This window comes from Sphingopyxis sp. Geo48 (assembly GCF_949769155.1).
Lineage (GTDB): Bacteria > Pseudomonadota > Alphaproteobacteria > Sphingomonadales > Sphingomonadaceae > Sphingopyxis.
In genome coordinates this window covers 107,622-125,874 of sequence record NZ_CATKPA010000006.1, presented here as the reverse complement: position 1 = coordinate 125,874, position 18,253 = coordinate 107,622, and the positions used below count along the sequence as shown (strand labels likewise).

Annotated in this window: 14 protein-coding genes and 3 pseudogenes; 12 read left to right on the top strand and 5 right to left on the bottom strand. The window is 60.5% G+C overall.

Translation table 11 applies throughout. The features are described from left to right. Window positions 1–24: 24 nt before the first annotated feature. Together QOL79_RS17325 and QOL79_RS17320 are read left to right on the top strand one after the other, a co-directional pair. On the top strand, window positions 25–525 hold the full coding sequence (locus tag QOL79_RS17325) for a MarR family winged helix-turn-helix transcriptional regulator (RefSeq protein WP_223181259.1): 501 nt from the start codon (window positions 25–27) through the stop codon (window positions 523–525). A 489-nt stretch (window positions 526–1,014) separates the two neighbouring features. After that, window positions 1,015–1,997 (top strand): annotated as a pseudogene (locus QOL79_RS17320) (helix-turn-helix domain-containing protein); the annotation flags it as partial. 197 nt (window positions 1,998–2,194) lie between these two features. On the opposite strand, the gene QOL79_RS17315 reads toward QOL79_RS17320, so the two are convergent. Next, a complete protein-coding gene (locus tag QOL79_RS17315; RefSeq protein ID WP_228383639.1) occupies window positions 2,195–2,524 on the bottom strand; it encodes a 2Fe-2S iron-sulfur cluster-binding protein in 330 nt (109 codons plus the stop codon). A gap of 26 nt (window positions 2,525–2,550) precedes the next feature. Next, window positions 2,551–3,813 (bottom strand): cytochrome P450, encoded by a 1,263-nt coding sequence (locus QOL79_RS17310; protein ID WP_039575372.1) that lies wholly within the window; start codon window positions 3,811–3,813, stop codon window positions 2,551–2,553. Between the two features lie 190 nt (window positions 3,814–4,003). Here QOL79_RS17310 and QOL79_RS17305 point away from each other — a divergent pair, with 190 nt between their 5' ends. Genes QOL79_RS17305 through QOL79_RS17265 form a run of 9 tightly spaced genes read left to right on the top strand, consistent with a single transcriptional unit; the run spans window position 4,004 to window position 14,221 of the window. Further along, window positions 4,004–4,744: a FadR/GntR family transcriptional regulator gene (locus QOL79_RS17305; RefSeq protein WP_039575369.1), complete on the top strand. Its 741-nt coding sequence runs from the start codon at window positions 4,004–4,006 to the stop codon at window positions 4,742–4,744. A gap of 44 nt (window positions 4,745–4,788) precedes the next feature. Next, entirely contained in the window at window positions 4,789–5,931 is a 1,143-nt protein-coding gene (locus tag QOL79_RS17300) for an NAD(P)H-dependent flavin oxidoreductase (RefSeq protein ID WP_054588690.1), read from the top strand. Between the two features lie 24 nt (window positions 5,932–5,955). Further along, window positions 5,956–7,146, top strand: a complete 1,191-nt coding sequence (locus QOL79_RS17295; protein WP_054588689.1) for a thiolase C-terminal domain-containing protein — start codon at window positions 5,956–5,958, stop codon at window positions 7,144–7,146. After that, window positions 7,143–7,604 (top strand): Zn-ribbon domain-containing OB-fold protein, encoded by a 462-nt coding sequence (locus tag QOL79_RS17290; RefSeq protein ID WP_054588688.1) that lies wholly within the window; start codon window positions 7,143–7,145, stop codon window positions 7,602–7,604. The genes QOL79_RS17295 and QOL79_RS17290 overlap by 4 nt, the downstream gene beginning before the upstream one ends. 7 nt (window positions 7,605–7,611) lie before the next feature. Next, window positions 7,612–8,832: an acyl-CoA dehydrogenase family protein gene (locus QOL79_RS17285; protein WP_054588687.1), complete on the top strand. Its 1,221-nt coding sequence runs from the start codon at window positions 7,612–7,614 to the stop codon at window positions 8,830–8,832. Next, window positions 8,832–9,923: an acyl-CoA dehydrogenase family protein gene (locus QOL79_RS17280; RefSeq protein WP_054588686.1), complete on the top strand. Its 1,092-nt coding sequence runs from the start codon at window positions 8,832–8,834 to the stop codon at window positions 9,921–9,923. The genes QOL79_RS17285 and QOL79_RS17280 overlap by 1 nt, the downstream gene beginning before the upstream one ends. Before the next feature lie 58 nt (window positions 9,924–9,981). Beyond that, entirely contained in the window at window positions 9,982–11,595 is a 1,614-nt protein-coding gene (locus QOL79_RS17275) for an acyl-CoA synthetase (RefSeq protein WP_054588685.1), read from the top strand. After that, the gene (locus QOL79_RS17270; RefSeq protein ID WP_283420268.1) at window positions 11,592–13,226 is read left to right on the top strand and encodes a flavin-containing monooxygenase; all 1,635 of its coding nucleotides are present in this window, start codon (window positions 11,592–11,594) and stop codon (window positions 13,224–13,226) included. The genes QOL79_RS17275 and QOL79_RS17270 overlap by 4 nt, the downstream gene beginning before the upstream one ends. Beyond that, window positions 13,226–14,221 carry an alpha/beta fold hydrolase gene (locus tag QOL79_RS17265; RefSeq protein WP_039575348.1) on the top strand — a complete coding sequence of 332 codons (996 nt, stop codon included), beginning with the start codon at window positions 13,226–13,228 and terminating at the stop codon, window positions 14,219–14,221. The genes QOL79_RS17270 and QOL79_RS17265 overlap by 1 nt, the downstream gene beginning before the upstream one ends. 189 nt (window positions 14,222–14,410) lie before the next feature. Here QOL79_RS17265 and tnpC read toward each other — a convergent pair. The 3 genes and pseudogenes from tnpC to QOL79_RS17245 all read right to left on the bottom strand — a co-directional run. Continuing rightward, window positions 14,411–15,576, bottom strand: a pseudogene (gene tnpC, locus QOL79_RS17260) (IS66 family transposase); the annotation flags it as partial. A 22-nt stretch (window positions 15,577–15,598) separates the two neighbouring features. Then, a pseudogene (locus QOL79_RS19615) lies at window positions 15,599–16,156 on the bottom strand (transposase); the annotation flags it as partial. A gap of 487 nt (window positions 16,157–16,643) precedes the next feature. Then, entirely contained in the window at window positions 16,644–16,865 is a 222-nt protein-coding gene (locus QOL79_RS17245) for a hypothetical protein (RefSeq protein WP_137871680.1), read from the bottom strand. Window positions 16,866–17,027: 162 nt separating this feature from the next. Here QOL79_RS17245 and QOL79_RS17240 point away from each other — a divergent pair, with 162 nt between their 5' ends. Next, entirely contained in the window at window positions 17,028–18,215 is a 1,188-nt protein-coding gene (locus tag QOL79_RS17240) for a tyrosine-type recombinase/integrase (protein WP_058457234.1), read from the top strand. Window positions 18,216–18,253: the final 38 nt, after the last annotated feature.

Here is an 18,253-nt window from a genome sequence, read left to right as displayed (position 1 = left end):
AATATGATGTTGGCTCTACAGTCCATGACGATGGTTGAACCTCGCAATACAAGCGGCATCTCTCCCGCGAAAAGTCTTCTGACGGCCTCAGACGAGTTTGTCTTTCTCATCGAGGAAGTGCCCCGCAAACTGCGTCGGAAGTTTGATGCCTCAACGGCGCGCTTCGGATTGACGCGAACCCAGTGGCGCGCGCTCGTCTATATCTATCGGACCCCGGGCATGACCCAAACCGACCTCTCCAAATGCCTCGAACTGGAGCGTGCCAGCGTTGGCCATGTTGTCGACCAGCTGGAAAGAATGGTGCTCGCGGAACGGCGCGCTGCCAAGGGCGACCGGCGCGTCTGGGAACTTCATCTTTTGCCCCGAGCGATCGAAATCCTGCCTCAGCTGCGCGCCGAAGCCGACATGATCTACGCGCGACTGCTCCATATGATTTCCCCAACTGAGATACGCGCGATGCGCTCATTGCTGACGAAAATGTCCGGCAATCTCGAAAGCGGATCGGAAGACATGCCTCCTCGATAGGAGCCGTGGAAGATTTGAAATGGCCGACGCCATTCATCGTCAGCAAGCCGATATCCCCAACTGGCACCGCTCGCGTCTGAGGCGGCGCGCCGCGGCCGTTCTGCCCCCGCTGCATCAGGTTGCCAGCACTGACGGCTAACTAATTGCGAATATCGCGGCACGGAGCCCTACCTGCCTCCCGCCGTGTTGCAGAATAGTCCGATCGAGCCGGCAATCGTTCGGCGGTGAGCGCCCTCCCGCGAGGCGGGCCGCTCTTGGCTTCGCGTGCCAGCGCCAATTGACCGACGAGCTATTTCGTGCAACGAGTTGTCTACCAAGAAACGAACCTCTGCGTGGAGACCGACATGGCTCAACCCGAGCGCTTCATGTGAGGGCGGATTGCCGGTGCTGTCCGCCGTCAGCACCAATGGCACAGATTTGAGGTTGTGATTTAAGGAGGATTTGGGCTTCGTCGTAGTGACTAAGGAACGAGGATGAAGCCCATCCTCCTTGAAAAAATCGGCGCCGAAGGCCCCTGCTGAGCGGCTGGTGAAGGACATACGGCGTGCGACGCGCCGGCACTTCTCTGCAGAGGACAAAATCAGGATCGTGCTGGAAGGCCTGCGCGGCGAGGACAGCATCGCCGAGCTGTGCTGCAAGGATGTCATCGCCCAGAGCTTGTATTACACGTGGTCGAAGGAGTTCATGGAGGCGGGCAAGCGGCGCTTGGCGGGCGACACCGCCCGTGCCGCGACCACCGGCGAGGTGCACGACCTGCGCCGCGAAGCCCGTGCCCTTAAGGAATGCGTGGCCAATCTGACGCTGGAAAACCGGTTGCTCAAAAAAAGCATGATCGCGGATAGGGCCGACGACGAATGAGGTAACCCGCATCCGAGAAGCTGGAGATCATTCGGATCGTCGAGCAGTCGCACCTGCCGGCCAAGCGCACGCTGGAGCAGTTGGGCATCCCGCGCCGGACCTTCTAACGCTGGTACGACCGCTACCTCGAGCGCGGGCCGGAGGCGCTGGAGGATCGGCCATCGGCCCCGAGGCGGGTGTGGAACCGCATCTGCGATGATATCCAGCAGCAGATCATCGACATGGCGTTGGATACAACCGACCTGTCACCCCGCGAGCTCGCGGTGCGCTTCACCGACGAGAAGCGCTACTTCGTGTCGGAAGCCACGGTTTACCGTATGTTGAAAGCCCATGACCTGATCGCCAGTCCGGCCTTCATCGTGATCAAGGCCGCCGACGGGTTCCACACCAAGACGACGCGGTCGAACGAGATGTGGCAGACCGACTTCACCTACTTCAAGATCATCGGCTGGGGCTTGGTGTACCTGTCGACCGTGCTCGACGACTTCTCCCGTTATGTCATCCTTTGGAAGCTGTGTACCACCATGCGGGCCGGGGATGTCACCGACACGCTGGAGCTGTCCCTCGAAGCTTCCGGATGCGCGTCGGCCAGGATGATCCACAAGCCGAAGCTGCCAATGGGCCCGGCCAGCATATTGCCCGCGCCCCTTAATTCGTCAGGGAAATGGGCGGCGAGGAATTGCCGCATTTCGGTGCGAAATGCGTCTTCGCTCGTCTAGACATCAGGTTCTAGCTGAGTTGGCACTGAAACCTCCGTTCAAAACTGAATTTGCGACGCCGCACGCGCACGACAGGGCTGCGCTCTGTCTGGTCAGTATTGCTGCTCGGGAACGTGCAAAATCAAACCTTCCACTCCTTCCACCATGGGTATCTGGCAGGCGAGGCGACTGTATTCGTTGGCACCTTCGGCAAATTGCAGAAGCTCTGCCTCCGCTGCCCCTTCGACCAGGCGACCAACCCTGTCGATCCAGGCCGGATCGACATGGACATGGCAGGTCGCACAGGCGCAGACACCGCCGCAATCGCCGTCGATGCCCGGTACATCATTGAAGAGCGCCGCCTCGCGTGCGGTTTCGCCCTCGGCAATTTCGACTTCCCGCCGCGTTCCATCGCTGGATACGAACGTCACTTTGACCATCATACACTCCGTATTTCTGCTTCAGCAAATCAGCGCGCGTGCAGCCGCACCGGCAGATTGGTGATCCCGCGCACAAGGTTTGAGAAAAGGCGCTCGGGCTCGCCGGTCACTTCGACCTTGGCGAACCGCTTGTGAATTTCTTCCCAGATGATCCGCAACTGCAGTTCTGCCAGCCTGTTACCCATGCATCGATGGATGCCATAACCGAATGACAGGTGATGGCGCGGATTCTTGCGGTCGATGATGAACCGGTCAGCCCGGTCGATGACCGTTTCGTCGCGGTTGCCCGACAGGTACCACATCACGACCTTGTCGCCCTTCTTGATCTGCTTGCCGCCAATCTCCCAGTCCTGCAGCGCAGTGCGGCGCATGTGAGTCAGCGGCGTCTGCCAGCGGATGATTTCCGGCACCATGCTGGCGATCAACGAAGGGTCGTCATTCAGTTTGCGATATTCATCGGGGTTCTGATTGAGCGCCAGCACACCGCCGCTTATCGAATTGCGCGTGGTGTCGTTGCCGCCCACGATCAGCAGCAGCAGGTTACCCAGAAATTCGAGGAAGGGCATATCCCGTGTCGCCGGGGAATGCGCCATTATGGAAATCAGATCGTTCTTCGGTTCTTCGTTGATGCGCTGCTCCCACAGTCCTTTGAAATACATCGCGCACTCGATGAGTTCTTCACGCCTCGCTTCGTACGATTCGACGATGCCGGTTTCAGGGGCGGCCGTTGTGACGTCGGACCAGCGCGTGAGCTTGCGGCGTTCCTCCCACGGGAAATCGAATAGGGTAGCAAGGGTCATCGTGGTCAATTCAACTGAGACCTTGTCAACCCAATCAAATTCCTCGCCTATCGGCAGATCATCGAGAATCTGACACGCTCGTTCGCGGATTGTCGGTTCGAGCAACAGCAAGTTGGACGGCGCTACAGCGGGGGTGACGGCCTTGCGTTGCTGGTCGTGCTTTGGAGGATCCATAGCGATGAACATTTCAAGTTCGAGCGCGCCTTCCACCGAATGCATGTCCTGAATGGCGATACCGCCGAGCTTTGCCTCCGACGAAAAGACTTTGTGGTTGGTGTCGACAGCCATGATATCGTCGAACTTGGTGATCGACCAGTAAGGCCCAACATAGCTTTCGCGGCAATAGTGGACCGGCTCCTCTTTGCGCAGCCGGTCGAAATACAGGCCGATCGTGTCCTGCTGAAAAAGACTCGGCCGTGCGACATCAATTTCGTCGATCGGAATGGCTGCAACTTTTCCGGCAGTATCCAGCTCCATCGTGTCGATGCTCATGTCTCGTCCTCCATCCCAGGCAAGCAGACTCACCTTGCTATCAAACAGGTAGATGTTTCGCAGGGTGTGGTCAATAAAGCTTATAAGGATTGTTGCGACATTTGACCGCACTGCAAACTTCATAGACTGATGCTGGACATGCCATCCGATAAACTCTTATAAGGTTTTATCAGAGGAGCGATTCCCAGTGATGCAACCGAAGGTCGATGATTCGAGGAAGGCCAAGCGTGCGCTCACGCTTGCGCAGGACATCGTACGCGATATCGAAGCCGGGGCGCATGTTGCGGGCGACAGGTTGGCGCGCGAGGACGAAATGCTTGCGCGATACGATGTCGCCCGAGCGACCTTGCGCGAAGCGCTTCGCTTCCTTGAACTCCAAGGCGTTATCCATCTTCAACTAGGTCGCGGTGGCGGGCCGGTGGTCGCTCGCCCGCAGACTGGCGATTTCGCAAACAGCCTCTCGCTGATCCTGCATTTCATGGAGGCGGACTTGAGGGGCTTGCTCGAATTGCGCGAAGCGATTGCGGCGGATGTTGCAGCCTATGCCGCCCAGCGCGCGACCACGGGTGATCTGAGCGCACTTGCCGATTGCCTCAAAGAGCTGGAGCGAAACGAAGCGAGCAGCCAGTTCGAGGAACTGAATCGCCGTTTTCACGATATGCTCGGCTGGGCCAGCGGCAATCCGCTTTTCGGCCTTCTGACTTCCGCGTTGCATATGCTTACCCGCGAATTCTCGCTCTCGCTGGGGTATTCGGCGCAAGAGCGTGCGGTCCAGTTGCGTTTCTTGCGCCGCGTCCTTGAAGCTGTGCGCAAGGGCGATGCCGAAGGAGCGCGGCAGGCTATGGCGCGTCTCGTGGCGGGCTCCGCCTCCTATCTCGCACAGAGAAGCCCTGAGCTTGTGTCCCAGAAGGTCAGGTGGGGACAGACGTAAAAAACGGGCGCCGGTGGGTGGCGCTGGATGGAGAGGGTATTACGATGGCACTCAAGAGCCGCATATGCGAAATTCTCGGGATCGAATACCCGATCCTTCTGGCCGGAATGGGCGGGGCGAGTGTCCCCGCGCTCGCGGCCGCAGTATCGAATGCCGGGGGACTTGGCGTTCTTGGCGCTGCGGCCTGCTCGCCAGACCAGTTGCGCAGCTGGATCCGCCAGACCCGCGAACTGACCGATAAGCCATTTGGGGTCGACACCCTTCTGCCTGCCTCCGTCAGGCGCGGTTCGGCACCGCAGAGCGGCGCCTCGCTCGAAAACCCGATGGCACTGCTTGGCGAATATCAGCAGTTCACCCGCGATTTCATGGAACGCGAGGATCTGCCCGAAGTGGATGCCGCAATGGCCATGCGCGCGGCTGGCGCGCCGGAAATGGGCAAGGGCGGTCCGCAGCTGTTCACGCGGGAGTTTTTCGAGGCGCAGATGGAAGTGGTAATCGAGGAAAAGGTGCCAGTCTATGCCGCCGGCCTCGGCAATCCCGGACCGTGGATGGACCGCCTTCATTCCAATGGCACCAGGGTCATGGCGGTGATCGGCAAGGTCAAGCACGCCCAGCAGGTGGTCGATTCCGGCATCGACATGATTGTGGCGCAGGGCCACGATGGCGGCGGGCACAACTCCCCGATCGGAACCTTCTCGCTGATTCCGCAGGTAGTCGACGCGGTGGGCGATCGGGTTCCCGTGATCGGAGCAGGTGGAATCTCCGATGGCCGCGGAGTCGCCGCAGCGATGATGCTGGGCGCTCTGGGCGCGTGGGTCGGAACGGCGTTCCTGGCAACCGAAGAGGCAGGGATTGAACGGTTCCAAAAGGAAGCAATAACCGACGGCGGCGATGCAGATACCGTCGTTAGCCGTTCGTTGACCGGCAAGCCTGCGCGCATGATCCGCAACAAATGGGCCGATGCTTGGGTTGCGGCGGGCAAGGAGCCGCTTCCGATGCCTTACCAGTCGATGATTTCAGGGCCGGTCATGGCTTCGGGCATAAAGGCTCAGCGCAAGGATATCATGCCCGGCTTCGCGGGGCAGGGAATTGGATTGATCCATTCGATCCGTCCAGCGGCAGAGGTCATGCGCGATCTTGTCGAAGGGGCCGAAAGGGCGCTGGCCGATGCCAGATTCTATTCCTGAATTGCGGCAAGACGGGTACGCTGTATGAACGCTTCGCAGACCTTATCCTTTGCCGACAAGGCCGCCATAACCGGTGTGGGCGAAACCGCATTCGTCAAGGGCACCGAACGGACCGCGGTGGACATGATGCTGGAAGCCTCGCGCCGCGCAATCTCAGATGCCGGGCTGAAACCTTGCGACATCGACGGCATGGTGCCGCCGCCGATCTATACGACCTCGGAGGAAATGGCCGCCAATCTCGGCATTGATGTGCTGCGCTATGCGGCCACCGTTCACATGGGCGGCGCCAGCCCGACGACGGCGCTGCAGAACGCGGCAATGGCGATCGCCAGCGGGCTTTGCGATCACGTGCTGGTGACGCTCGGTTGGAACGGCTATTCCGCCCTCAGGCCCAAGCCGGGTGCCCCGCCCACTCGGGCGATGAACATGAACACGCTGACCAATACCATCCAGGGCTATTACATCCCCTATGGTGTGTTCCTGCCGGTGCAGATGTATGCTTGGCTGGCGACCCGTCACTCGAAGCTTTACGGCGTGGGCGCGGATGCGATGGCAGCGGTAGCGCTAGCCTGCCGGCGTCACGCGCAGTTGAATCCGCGCGCCTTTACCTATGGGCGCGAACTCGACGCGGAAACCTATCATTCGGCGCGCTGGATATCCGAGCCCTTCCGCCTTTACGATTGCTGCCTTGAAACCGATGGCGCCTGCGCGGTAGTCATATCGCGAATGGATCGGGCCAGGGATATGCCGCATGTGCCCGTCAGCATCGCCGGTGCCGCGGAAGGCCACCCCTATCCCGCCGACGACATCCCCTCGCGGCCCGATCCCTTCAAGATTGGCCTCAGCTATGCTGCCCCGCGCGCTTTCGACATGGCGGGCGTCAAGCGCGAGGACATGGATTTCCTGCAGATTTACGACTGCTTTACCTATGTCGTTCTGCTGCAACTGGAAGCGATGGGCTATTGCGAACCGGGTGCACAGTTCGAATTCGTCGCCAATGGCCAGATTGAGCTGGGTGGCCGCTATCCGATCAACACCCATGGCGGCTTGCTCAGTGAGGCGCATGTCTGGGGACTCAACCACGTGGTCGAGGCAGTGCGCCAGCTTCGTCACGACTGCGGCGAGCGCCAGGTGCTGGGAGCCCAAACTGGTCTTGTGACCGGCTGGGGTGACCTTGGCGATGGAAGCATTGCCATTCTCAGGAGGTTTGCATGAGCAGCGAGAGCGATCTGCCTCCCAAAATGCGGCCCTCCGCGCAGGTTGCGCCGCCCAAACCGCGACCTCGCCCGCAAGACCCGGTTGAGCAGGAATTCTGGAAGCGGTGCCAAGACGGCAATCTCTATTTCCAGCGCTGCGGCGGCTGCGGCTGCTTCCGCCACCTACCGCGCTATATGTGCGCAAAGTGCGGCTCGCCGGAATTCTCCTGGGAACGCAGCAGTGGCAAGGGCACGCTGTTTTCCTGGACCGTTACCCACCAGGCCCTCCACCCGGCTTTTGCCGACGAAATTCCCTTCGTGGCGGCGGTGGTGGAATTGGAAGAGGGCGTACGCATGGCCACGCGCCTGATTGGTTGCGATCACGAGCGCCTAGCGCTCGACCTTCCGGTGGAAGTGGAATTCGAATTGATCGGTGAGGACTTCCGCCTTCCTGTTTTCCGCCTGCGTGAAAGTTAGAAGCGTCATGGATCTTGATTACGGGCCCGAATACGATGTCTTCCGCAAGCAAGTGCGGGCTTTCATCGAAGCGCACCGCCATCTCGCGCCGCCTTCTGCTGACCGGGCGGCCCGACCTTCGTCCAAGGCAGTCGAATGGCAGAAGCTGTTGATCGAGCATGGGTATACCGCGCGAACGATCCCGCAGGAGTATGGAGGCTATGGAGCGGAGCCGGACATTCTCCAATCGCGCATCATCGCAGAGGAATTTGCGCGGGCCAGGGTGCCGGGCGGGCTTTCTAATCAGGGAATCTCGATGTTCGTGCCGACCCTGCTTGAACTCGGCACCGAGGAACAGAAACGGCGCTGGATCGAACCCACGTTGAAAGGCGATATCGTATGGTGCCAGGGCTATTCCGAACCCGGTGCCGGGTCGGACCTAGCCAACCTCAAGACCAGCGCGCACATCGAAAACGGCGAATTTGTTATCAATGGCCAGAAGATCTGGACCAGCACCGCCAAGCAGGCCGACATGATCTTTTGCCTGGTCAGGACCGAACCTGACGCACCCAAACATGGCGGCATTTCCTACCTGATCTTTTCGATGGACACGCAGGGCATCGAGGTTCGCCCCTTGAAGACGATGACCGGTCACGCCGAGTTCAACGAGACGTTCTTCACCGATGTGCGCGTCCCCATGCACCAGATCGTCGGCCAGCGGGGCCAGGGCTGGTTCGTCGCGAACGCAACCCTAGGCCATGAGCGCGGAATGCTGGGCGATCCCGACGCGCTCGAAAACCGGCTGCAGGCGCTGATCGCACTGATGCAGGAAGAGCGTTTGGGCCAGGGTCGCGCGATCGACAATCCGGTACTGCGCGACCGGCTAGTGGCACTTCAGGCCGAAGTAGCGGCGATGAAATACAATGGGATGCGCATCCTTTCGAACAGCCTTAGGGGAGAGCCGGGCGGCATGGCGAAGCTGATCGTCAAGTTGCAAAGCTGTGAACTCGCTCACCAGATATCCGCGCTGGCAATCGACGCCATGGGCGAACTGGGCATACTCTATCACCACAGCCCGCGTGAGCGGGACGGCGGGGCGTGGCAATGGAACTATATGTTCCAACTCGGTCTCATCATCGGCGGCGGGACCGCTCAGATCCAGAAGAACATCATCGCCGAACGCGGCCTTGAAATGCCACGTGAGCCGAACCCCGCGGACATGGCGCGACAGAAGCAGGGAGCAGACTGATGGACTTTGGACTTTCGCAGGACCAGCAGATGTTGCGCGACGCCGTTTCGCGGTGCCTCGCCGATACCAGCCCGCTCAGTCACGTCCGCGAATGTGCGGAGCGGGACAATCCGTTGAGCGACCAGGTGTTGCGCGCCCTCCACGATCTGGGCGTTGCCGGAATGCTCGTCCCCGAAGAGCATGGCGGGCTCGGCATGACCTTGCTCGACGCGGCGGTGGTGGCGGAACAGCTTGGCTATGCGGTCGCACCGGTGCCGTTTCTCGCCAGTCAGGTTCTCGCACCGATCGCCTTGCGCGAAGCTGGCAACGAGGAGCAAAAGGCCCACTGGCTGCCAAAGATAGCGAGCGGCGAGGCGCGTGTCGGTGTCGCGATTTCCGAGACGATCGAGGTGCGCGACGGCGCGGGAGTTTCCTCTGCCGGCGGGAAGCTCAACGGCACCGCCCTGTTCGCGCTCGATTTCGAAGGAGCTGATGCCTACGTCGTCGCCGATTCCGGTGGCAGGCTGCACCTTGTCGGTGCCAAGGCGTCCGGGCTGGAAGCTATCGCGTTGACGACCATCGATCGCACCCGTAGCGTCGGGGAATTGCGGTTTGACGGGGACGAAGCGGAACCACTGGCTGACGATGGCGGAGCTACAGTGGCCCGGCTGCGCGATGCGGGCCGCGTGATCCTCGCCGCAGACAGCCTTGGCGCAGGTCAGGCCATGATCGAAAGGGCTGTCGATTATGCTGGTCAGCGCGAACAGTTCGGCCGCCTGATCGGTAGTTTCCAGGCCGTAAAGCATATGTGCGCCGAGATGGCCGCGCGGCATGAACCGTGCCGTTCGCTCGTCTGGTACGCCGCCCACGCCTTCGACGCGGTGCCGAATGAGGCATCACTGCTTGCCTGCCATGCCAAATCGCACACGGCCGAGGTCTATCGATTTGTCGCACGCACTTCCACCGAAGTGCACGGCGGAATGGGATTCACCGACCTGCTTGGCCTGCATTACTGGTTCAAACGGATCGGATTCGACCGGCAGGTTCTGGGTGGGCCAGAAGCGGTCCGGGCGGAGGCTGCGGCACTTCAGGGCTGGACCAAAGCTGCGTGATGTTTCTTCCAAGGGAAGTGCGCCAAAGCCGCCACCCCGTTCGGAGAGGGGAACTAATGTGATCGACTGGAATCTCGGCGACATTCTCGACGCTATCGAGCCCGTCATGCCAAAGGATGCGCCGGCCCTGATACACGGCGACCGGATCATCACCTGGCCCGAAATGTCGGGACGTTCGAACAATGTTGCCCGCGCGCTCCGGCAGCGCGGAGCCGGCAATGGGGCCAAGGTTGCCTTTTATATGCGCAACCGACCCGAATATGGCGAGTTGATGGCAGCCTGCTTCAAGGGGCGCCTGATCCATGTGAACATCAATTACCGCTATGTCGCCGAGGAGGTCTTCTATATCTTCGACGATTCCGATAGCGAAGTGATCGTCTACAGCTCGGAATTCCGCGACTGTATCGTCGAGCTCAAGGATCGGCTCGAGAAGGTTCACACCTTTGTGGAAATTGGCGAGGCTTCGCAAATCGCGCCTTTTGCGATCCCTTACGAAACACTCGCGCAAGAAGGCGACGGATCGGCGCTCGGCATAGTGCGCTCTCCCGAAGATCAGCTCTTCATCTATACCGGCGGCACGACGGGCATGCCCAAGGGCGTGATGTGGCATCACGACCAAATGCGCAAAGCACAGCTCGAGGCCCAGAAGCTGCTCGCCCCCGTTCCTCAGACACTCGAAGAACACGTCGCGTTGATCACAAGTCAAGGGCCCGGCAACCGCACCCTGCCATCCTGCCCGATGATGCACGGGACCGGCTTCATCACCGCGATCGGCACACTTATGTCGGGCGGCGCCATCGTTACACTCGCAGACTCGTCCTTCGATGCGACGGAGTTGTGGGAAACAGTTGATAAGCATAAGGTGCAAAGCATCGCAATTGTGGGCGATGCCTTTGCCAAGCCAATGCTGCAGGCGCTGGACCGGAATCCCGGCCGCTGGGATACCAGCAGCCTCGTCACCATCGTTTCATCCGGCGTGATGTGGAGCAAGGAAGTCAAGGCTGGGCTGTGCAAGCATATCCCCCAGGTGGTGCTGATGGACAGCTTCGGCGCTTCCGAAGGGCTCGGCTTCGGCCGCTCCATCACAACCGCGCAAGGGGGCACCAACACCGCGAAATTTGCGATTGGCGAATTCTGTCATGTCTTTGATGAAAACGACCAGAAAGTGACGCCGGGAAGCGGCGTACCGGGATTTATCGCCCTCATGGGTGCGATCCCAGCGGGTTATTACAAGGATCCCGAGAAATCCGCCAAGACCTTCCGCACAATCGATGGGGTCCGCTATTCGATTCCGGGCGACTGGTGCACGGTCGAGGCCGATGGCAGCCTGACCTTGCTGGGCCGTGGCAGCGTTTGCATCAACACTGCTGGCGAGAAAGTTTACCCCGAGGAAGTCGAGGAGATTCTCAAGACCCATCCCGCGATTGGTGACGCGCTGGTCGTGGACGTGCCAAACGAAAAATGGGGTCAGGCCGTCACCGCCGTCGTCCACCTCAGCGGCGACGTTGCGTTCGACGAGCAAGCCGTCAAGGATCATGTGCGGGGGCAGTTGGCAGGCTACAAAACACCGAAGGCCATATATCCAACGAAGATCCCCCTGCGCGCATCGAACGGCAAGGCCGACTATGCAACGGCGAAGGCAATTGCCGAGAGCCTGACTGCCGCTTCATGACGAATCAGACTTCGCCCGATTATGACGCTGTGATCATCGGTGCTGGCTTCAGCGGGATCTACTTGCTCCACAAGTTGCGGGACGCCGGGTTCAACGTGCTGCTGGTCGATGCTGCGACCGATCCGGGCGGCATCTGGCACTGGAATTGCTATCCCGGCGCACGCGTGGATTCGCAGATTCCGCTCTATGAATTCTCGATCCCCGAAGTGTGGCGGACATGGACTTGGAGTGAGCGCTTTCCCGGCTGGGAAGAACTCAGGGCCTATTTCCGCCATGTCAGCGATACGCTGAACCTTTGGCCGCTGATGCGGATGGGATCGAGGGTCGAAAGCGCCGATTTTGATGCAGGGCGGGGACTATGGAATCTACAGCTTGAGGGCGGGCAATCCGTATCGACACGCTTCTTGCTCCCAGCCCTCGGTTTTGCGTCGAAGCCGTATATCCCCGACATTCCGGGCATTGAGGATTTCGAGGGCGAATGGTGCCACACGGCGCGCTGGTCGCAGGAGGGTATTGATCTCGATGGGCGCAAAGTTGCCCTGATCGGAACCGGAGCGAGCGGTGTGCAGGTCGCCCAAGAAGCAGCCAAGCGGGCTGAAGCGCTGATCCTGTTCCAAAGAACCCCGATCCTGGCCCTGCCGATGCGGCAGGAGCGGCTGACGCGGGAGGATCAGGAACGCGAAAAGCACAGCTATCCTGCCCTTTTCGAACAGCGCAGGCAGACGAGCGGAGGATTTGAAAGCCAGTCACTTGAAGTCTCGGCGCTCGAAGTCGACGAGATTGAGCGCAATGCCCACTTCGAAGATTTATGGCAGCGAGGCGGATTGAGGTTCTGGTACCACAACTTCGCCGACTTGCTTACCAATCGCGCAGCCAATCGCCACGCCTACGATTTCTGGCGCGACAAGGTTCGCGCGCGGATCGCCGATCCCGATCTGGCCGAGAAACTCGCCCCATCCGAACCGCCGCATCCGTTCGGCACGAAGCGACCTTCGCTGGAACAGGGATATTACGAGATTTTCGCGCAGGACAATGTTGCGCTGGTTGATCTGAAGGCAAACCCGATCACCCGTGTCGGGCCGCACGCAATCACAACCGCAGACGGCGAGGTCGAATGCGATCTCATCGTTTTCGCCACCGGCTTCGACGCGGGGCGGGGCGGGTTGATCGACATGAACATCACCGGCAGGGGCGGCCTGTTACTGTCGCAAGCTTGGGACAACGGGCTGCGCGCCTATCTGGGAATGGCGGTATCGGGTTTCCCCAACATGCTGTTCGCTTACGGACCCCTGAGCCCCTCGGGTTTTTCCAACGGCCCGACAAGCGCGGAAATGCAGGGCGACTGGATCTGCGATTTCATGGTCTGGCTGCGAAACAACGGTTACGATCTTTTCGACGCCGATCCGCAAGCAGAGGCGGACTGGACCGAAATGGTCGCTCAGGTTGGCGCTATGACGCTCTTTCCCGAAGCGGACTCCTGGTACATGGGCGCAAACATCCCGGGTAAGAAGCGCCAACTCATCAATTTTCCAAGCGTGTCGACCTATGCTGCGATTTGCGGCGATGTGGCACGCGATGCCTACCGCGGCTTTGCCGCCAGCACACCAGCGAACAAGGACAGCGCAACCTGATGAATGAGATGTTCAGAATAAGTGACTTTCCAGTGGACATTGATCCTGTTTGGGCTGGCGACGGCTCACATCTGCCCGAATGGTTCGTGTCGGCGCTCAAGGTGCCCCGCGAAGAAGGTTATGTGGAAATAGATGGGGCCAAGGCGCACTATTTCCGCTGGGGTGACCCCAGCAAGCCCAAGGTATTGATGACCCATGGCTTTCTGGCACATGCGCGCTGCTTTGCCTTCATTGCACCGTTTCTGGCAGAAGATTATGACGTGGTGGCGTTTGATCTGGCCGGCATGGGCGACAGCGACATGCGTGGTCGCGCCGACCTCTTGGCGAGAGGGGGCGAGTTTCGCGAGATTGCCGAGGCGCTGAATATGTTTGCGGATGGCCAAAAGCCGACAATCATCGCGCACAGCTTCGGGTCGGGCGCAGCCCTGACAGCCGTGACCCAGTGGCCCGAGGCCTTTGCCGGAGTGGTGGTTTGCGATCTCATGATCATGCGGCCCGCTCTCCTGGAAGAGTACTGGAACCTCAGGCGGTCAAGCCCTGGTTCCGGCGATCCGGACAAGCCCAGCAAGCGTTATCCTTGCTATGAAACGGCACGTAAGCGGTACATCCTTTCCCCGCCCCAGCCGGTCGGCGAGCCATTCCTTCTGGACTACATGGCCTATCATTCCCTGCGACAGGATGGAGACGAGTGGACGTGGAAGTTTTCAACCGAGGTCTTTCGGAGGAGCAACAAGCCCAACGAATGGCTCACCATGGGCGAGCGTCTGGTGCAGGCACCGGGCCGGAAGGCCATCGTGCACGGCGGTATGAGCCAACTCTTCACCCCGGAATCGGCCGAATACGTCCGCGAGCTGGGTGGAGGTGACATTCCGATCATCGCGGTGCCTGAAGCCCGTCACCATCTGATGCTCGATCAGCCTTTGGCCTTTGTAACCGCACTCCGCAGCATTCTTGCCCTTTGGGATACGCACACTGCACCGCCACTTGCAGCCTGATCCTGGTTGTCCTTCGCCCCGGGTTCCCGCAGGTGCGGTGCTTGCCAGACCTTGCCTGCCGGGAAAGGGAGCTGCCACTCAGCGTTCGCCGGCCATGCCGTTGCGGCGTTCAAGCCATCGTTCGCGCCGCACCAGATAGAACGGGAAGGCGAAACAGTGCCAAGCAGCGAAAGCATGTAACCGGTGTTTTCAGGCCACGGTGGACCATGGCATGAGTTGGGCGAGATTGTTGGCGGGATGACCGTTGGCAAGTTTCACGAGGGTCTGGGTCATCCACCCGTGCGGGTTGACGCCGCTGATCTTGCAGTTTTCGATGAGCGTGGCGATCACCGCCCAGTTGTCGCCGCCTTCGTCGGAACCGGCAAACAGGGCATCTTTGCGATTCAATGCGAGGGGGCGGATCGAGCGTTCGACGGTATTGGAGTCGAGCTCGATGCGGCCGTCGTCGATGAACCGGGACAGTCCATCCCAGCGGGTGAGCGCATAGCGGATCGCCTCGCCGAGCTTGCTCTTGGCGCTGACTTGGCGGCCAGGGGCGGCAAGATATTGATGAAGATCACCGACGATGACGCGGCTGCGTTCGGTCCGAGCGGCACAGCGTTGCTCGGCGGGTGAACCGCGCACCTCGTCCTCGACACCATAGAGCAAGGCAATGCGGCGCAGCACTTCGGTGGCGACCGGCGACGTGTCGGCCAGTTCGTAGAACTTGCGGCGGACGTGCGCCCAGCAGAAAGCGAGCCGGATCTGCTGGCGCCGCCGGGCGAGCGCGGCGTAGCCGCCATAGCCATCGACCTGCAGGATGCCCGCGAAATCACCAAGGTGCGTGTGAGGGCGTTTTGCCTTGCGATCTGGCGCATAGACATAGGCAACGATCGGCGGATCGCAGCCGCCCCATGGTCGATCATCGCGAGCATAGGCCCAGAGCTGTCCTGTCTTGGTCGGCCCGCGCCCGGATCGAGGACCGGGGCGGTTATCTCGTCGGCGAACAACCGCTCGGATCGTCGTAGCTCGTCGAGAATGTGGTCACGCAAGGGGCGCAGATACCAGGCCGCTCGCCCGACCCAGTCGGCCAAAGTGGATCGGTCGAGCCGGATGCCCTGCCGGGCGTATATCTGGGCCTGCCGGTAAAGCGGCAGGTGATCGGCATACTTGGATACCAGCACCTGGGCGATCAGTGCCTCGGTGGGAGTACCGCCCTCGATGATCCGCGCTGGCGCCGGAGCCTGCACGATCGCGCTCTCGCACGAACGGCAGCCATAACGCGGCCGCCGGGTGACCAGGACGCGGAAGGTGGTCGGCACCACATCGAGGCGCTCGGCCACATCCTCGCCGATCTTCCGAATGTGCCGATGGCAGGATCACACCCTCGGCCTCAAGCTGTTTACGCAAATCCCGCCGCCAGGCGTATAGCTGCGAGGGATCCAGCCCATGCCGGCGCGCCACAGGACTGACGCCCTTGCGGCCCGAATAGCACTCCGCGACAATCGAGGCCTCCACCTCGGGCGGCCACTCCCGCCGCTTGCCCGCGCCGATGAACACCTCAAGGCGGCGCGCCAAGCTGGCCGCCGGACGCCCACCCAGCGCCAGCCTAAGGTGATGTACGATAGAATCCAGGCGGGCCGTACGCCGGGCAAATGTTGCAGTCACATCTGGAGGAAAGCGTTCAACGAAGATCCGCGTGGTGCAGCGGGATGTGGCGCAGCGAAAACGCCGGGCGACAAGAGTAATCCGAACCGGTCGGCCATGAGAGAGTAGATCGGCGAGTGTACAGTGATATCGACTGTGGACACGCGCAGATGGGCGGCAGCAGTTCGGGTAAATCGAAACTCGAAATCGGGATCGCCGGGTGATCCGTATCTGATCGGCGGCATACTCGACCTTGTCGATCACCAATCCTGTTGGCGCAATGGCTTCGCGAAAACCTCTCCCATGCATGGCGATCTCCTCCTTCGGGGAAAAACTCGCCACTATCAACGCACTTGCACCAAAAGTGAGTCAGAGCCCCATTCTGGCGCTAATCCACATCCTAACGCGAAGGGCTCGGGCGCTTTAGCGTACGAAAGCCTCTGATGGGGGAACCCGCGTGGGCTCTGGGATTGAGCTATGGGATTTGTTTTGGCCTGGTCGGAAGGGCACCGTACATAGTTGCAAGACGACCCGGGCGACAGCGCGAGGCGCGAACTCGACCGTTATGATCGACGCTCAAAGCCTCCATTTGTCGTCCTTTGGCGGATGTGCGGCAACTCTCTGAGGCGATCGGCGCAAGGCGGCCCGTTGGCCAGCGCCGGGCGCGCGCGGTCGTTCTTGGGAATGGGGGCAATTGCCGCACTGGCCGAACTCGAACGCGTGGTCTCGACCTTATTGGCCTCGTCAACAGGACTGGGCCGCAATAGCTAGCAAGTTGCCAGCTCGAATTCGACGCTCATAAAATGATTACTCGGTCGGCGATTTTTCTGCCGGCGAGCTTGAAAAGCTGCGACTGCGATCGCGAGCGAATTTGCAACCAAAAATCGGCTTCCGATATCGTCCAGCCCTTGCCAAATTTTGTGATGGTTTCTATGATGGTTTCAGCGGTATCTCGTTGTTGATTGCATCGGATTTCCGCCGCTTTGATGCCCAGTTCAGTTCCTCTTCTGGGCACCATTTACCTGTTCGGCGATATGCGCCAACAGTTGAAAAAACCAAGGAAATCTGCGATAAAGTGGCCTGATCTGGCCGCTGTTGTCCGCCTCCATTCGCCCGCAACCGGGCAAAAGTGGGGGCCATGATGGGGGCCAAATCCAAACTAGCTTTTGGAGTGGCCCCCATGCCCCTGAGTGACATTGCAATCCGCGCGGCCAAGCCTGGCCCCAAACCCATCAAGCTATCGGACGAACGCGGGCTGTTCCTGCTGGTGCAGCCGTCCGGCGGCAAACTCTGGCGCTTGAAGTATCGGATTGCGGGCAAGGAAAAGAAGCTCTCGCTTGGCCGCTATCCCGATGTGGCGCTGAAGGAAGCCCGCGAACGCTGCACTGAAGCGCGCAAGCTGATTGCCTCTGGCATCGATCCATCGGAACAAAAGCGCACAGAGCGGCTGGACGCCACGCTACGGGCGGAAAACACGTTCAAAGCAGTGGCCGAAGAATACATCGAAAAGTCGGACAGGGAAGGCCGTGCGGCTGTCACCATTGGCAAAGCGCGCTGGCTGCTATCGTTGCTTGAACCGGCCTTGGGGTCGCGCCCGGTCGATGAAATCAGCCCGGTTGAATTGCTTGGGGCGCTCAAGAAAGTGGAGGCCAAGGGGCATCTGGAGACAGCGCGGCGAATGCGGTCCTTCGCCAGCCGGGTGTTCCGCTATGCCGTGGCCACGGCCCGCGCCAAAGCTGATCCAGCCGCTACATTGCGCGGCGCATTGGTGGCCCCCAAAGTCACGCACCATGCGGCCATCCTTGATGCCAAGGGCGTGGGCGCGTTGCTTCGGGCGATAGATGGCTATGACGGCCAACCCATGACGCAACTGGCGCTGAAGCTCGCTCCCCATGTGTTCGTGCGCCCCGGCGAATTGCGGCAAGCCGAATGGGAGGAAATCGATTTGGAGGCGGGCGTCTGGAAAATCGCAGCGTCCAAGATGAAAATGCGCCAGCCACACATGGTCCCGCTTTCCCGCCAAGCAATTGCTATCCTGCAAGCGGCACAAGCCCTGACAGGCCGTCATCGCTATGTGTTCGCTTCGCTCTATCCCGGTAAACGGCCCATGTCGGAAAACACAATCAACGCGGCACTTCGGCGGCTGGGCTATTCCGGCGATGAAATGACGGCGCACGGTTTCCGCGCAATGGCCAGCACGCTGCTAAACGAAAGCGGCAAGTGGAATCCCGATGCCATTGAACGGGCGCTGGCGCACAAGGCGGCGGATGGCTTGCGCGGTGCCTATCATCGCGGCGCACATTGGGCGGAGCGGGTGGAAATGGCGCAATGGTGGTCCGACTATCTCGACACTTTGCGCGCTGCTTGATGCAAGTTTGGGTCCCTCTGGCGGGGGCATCCGTATGG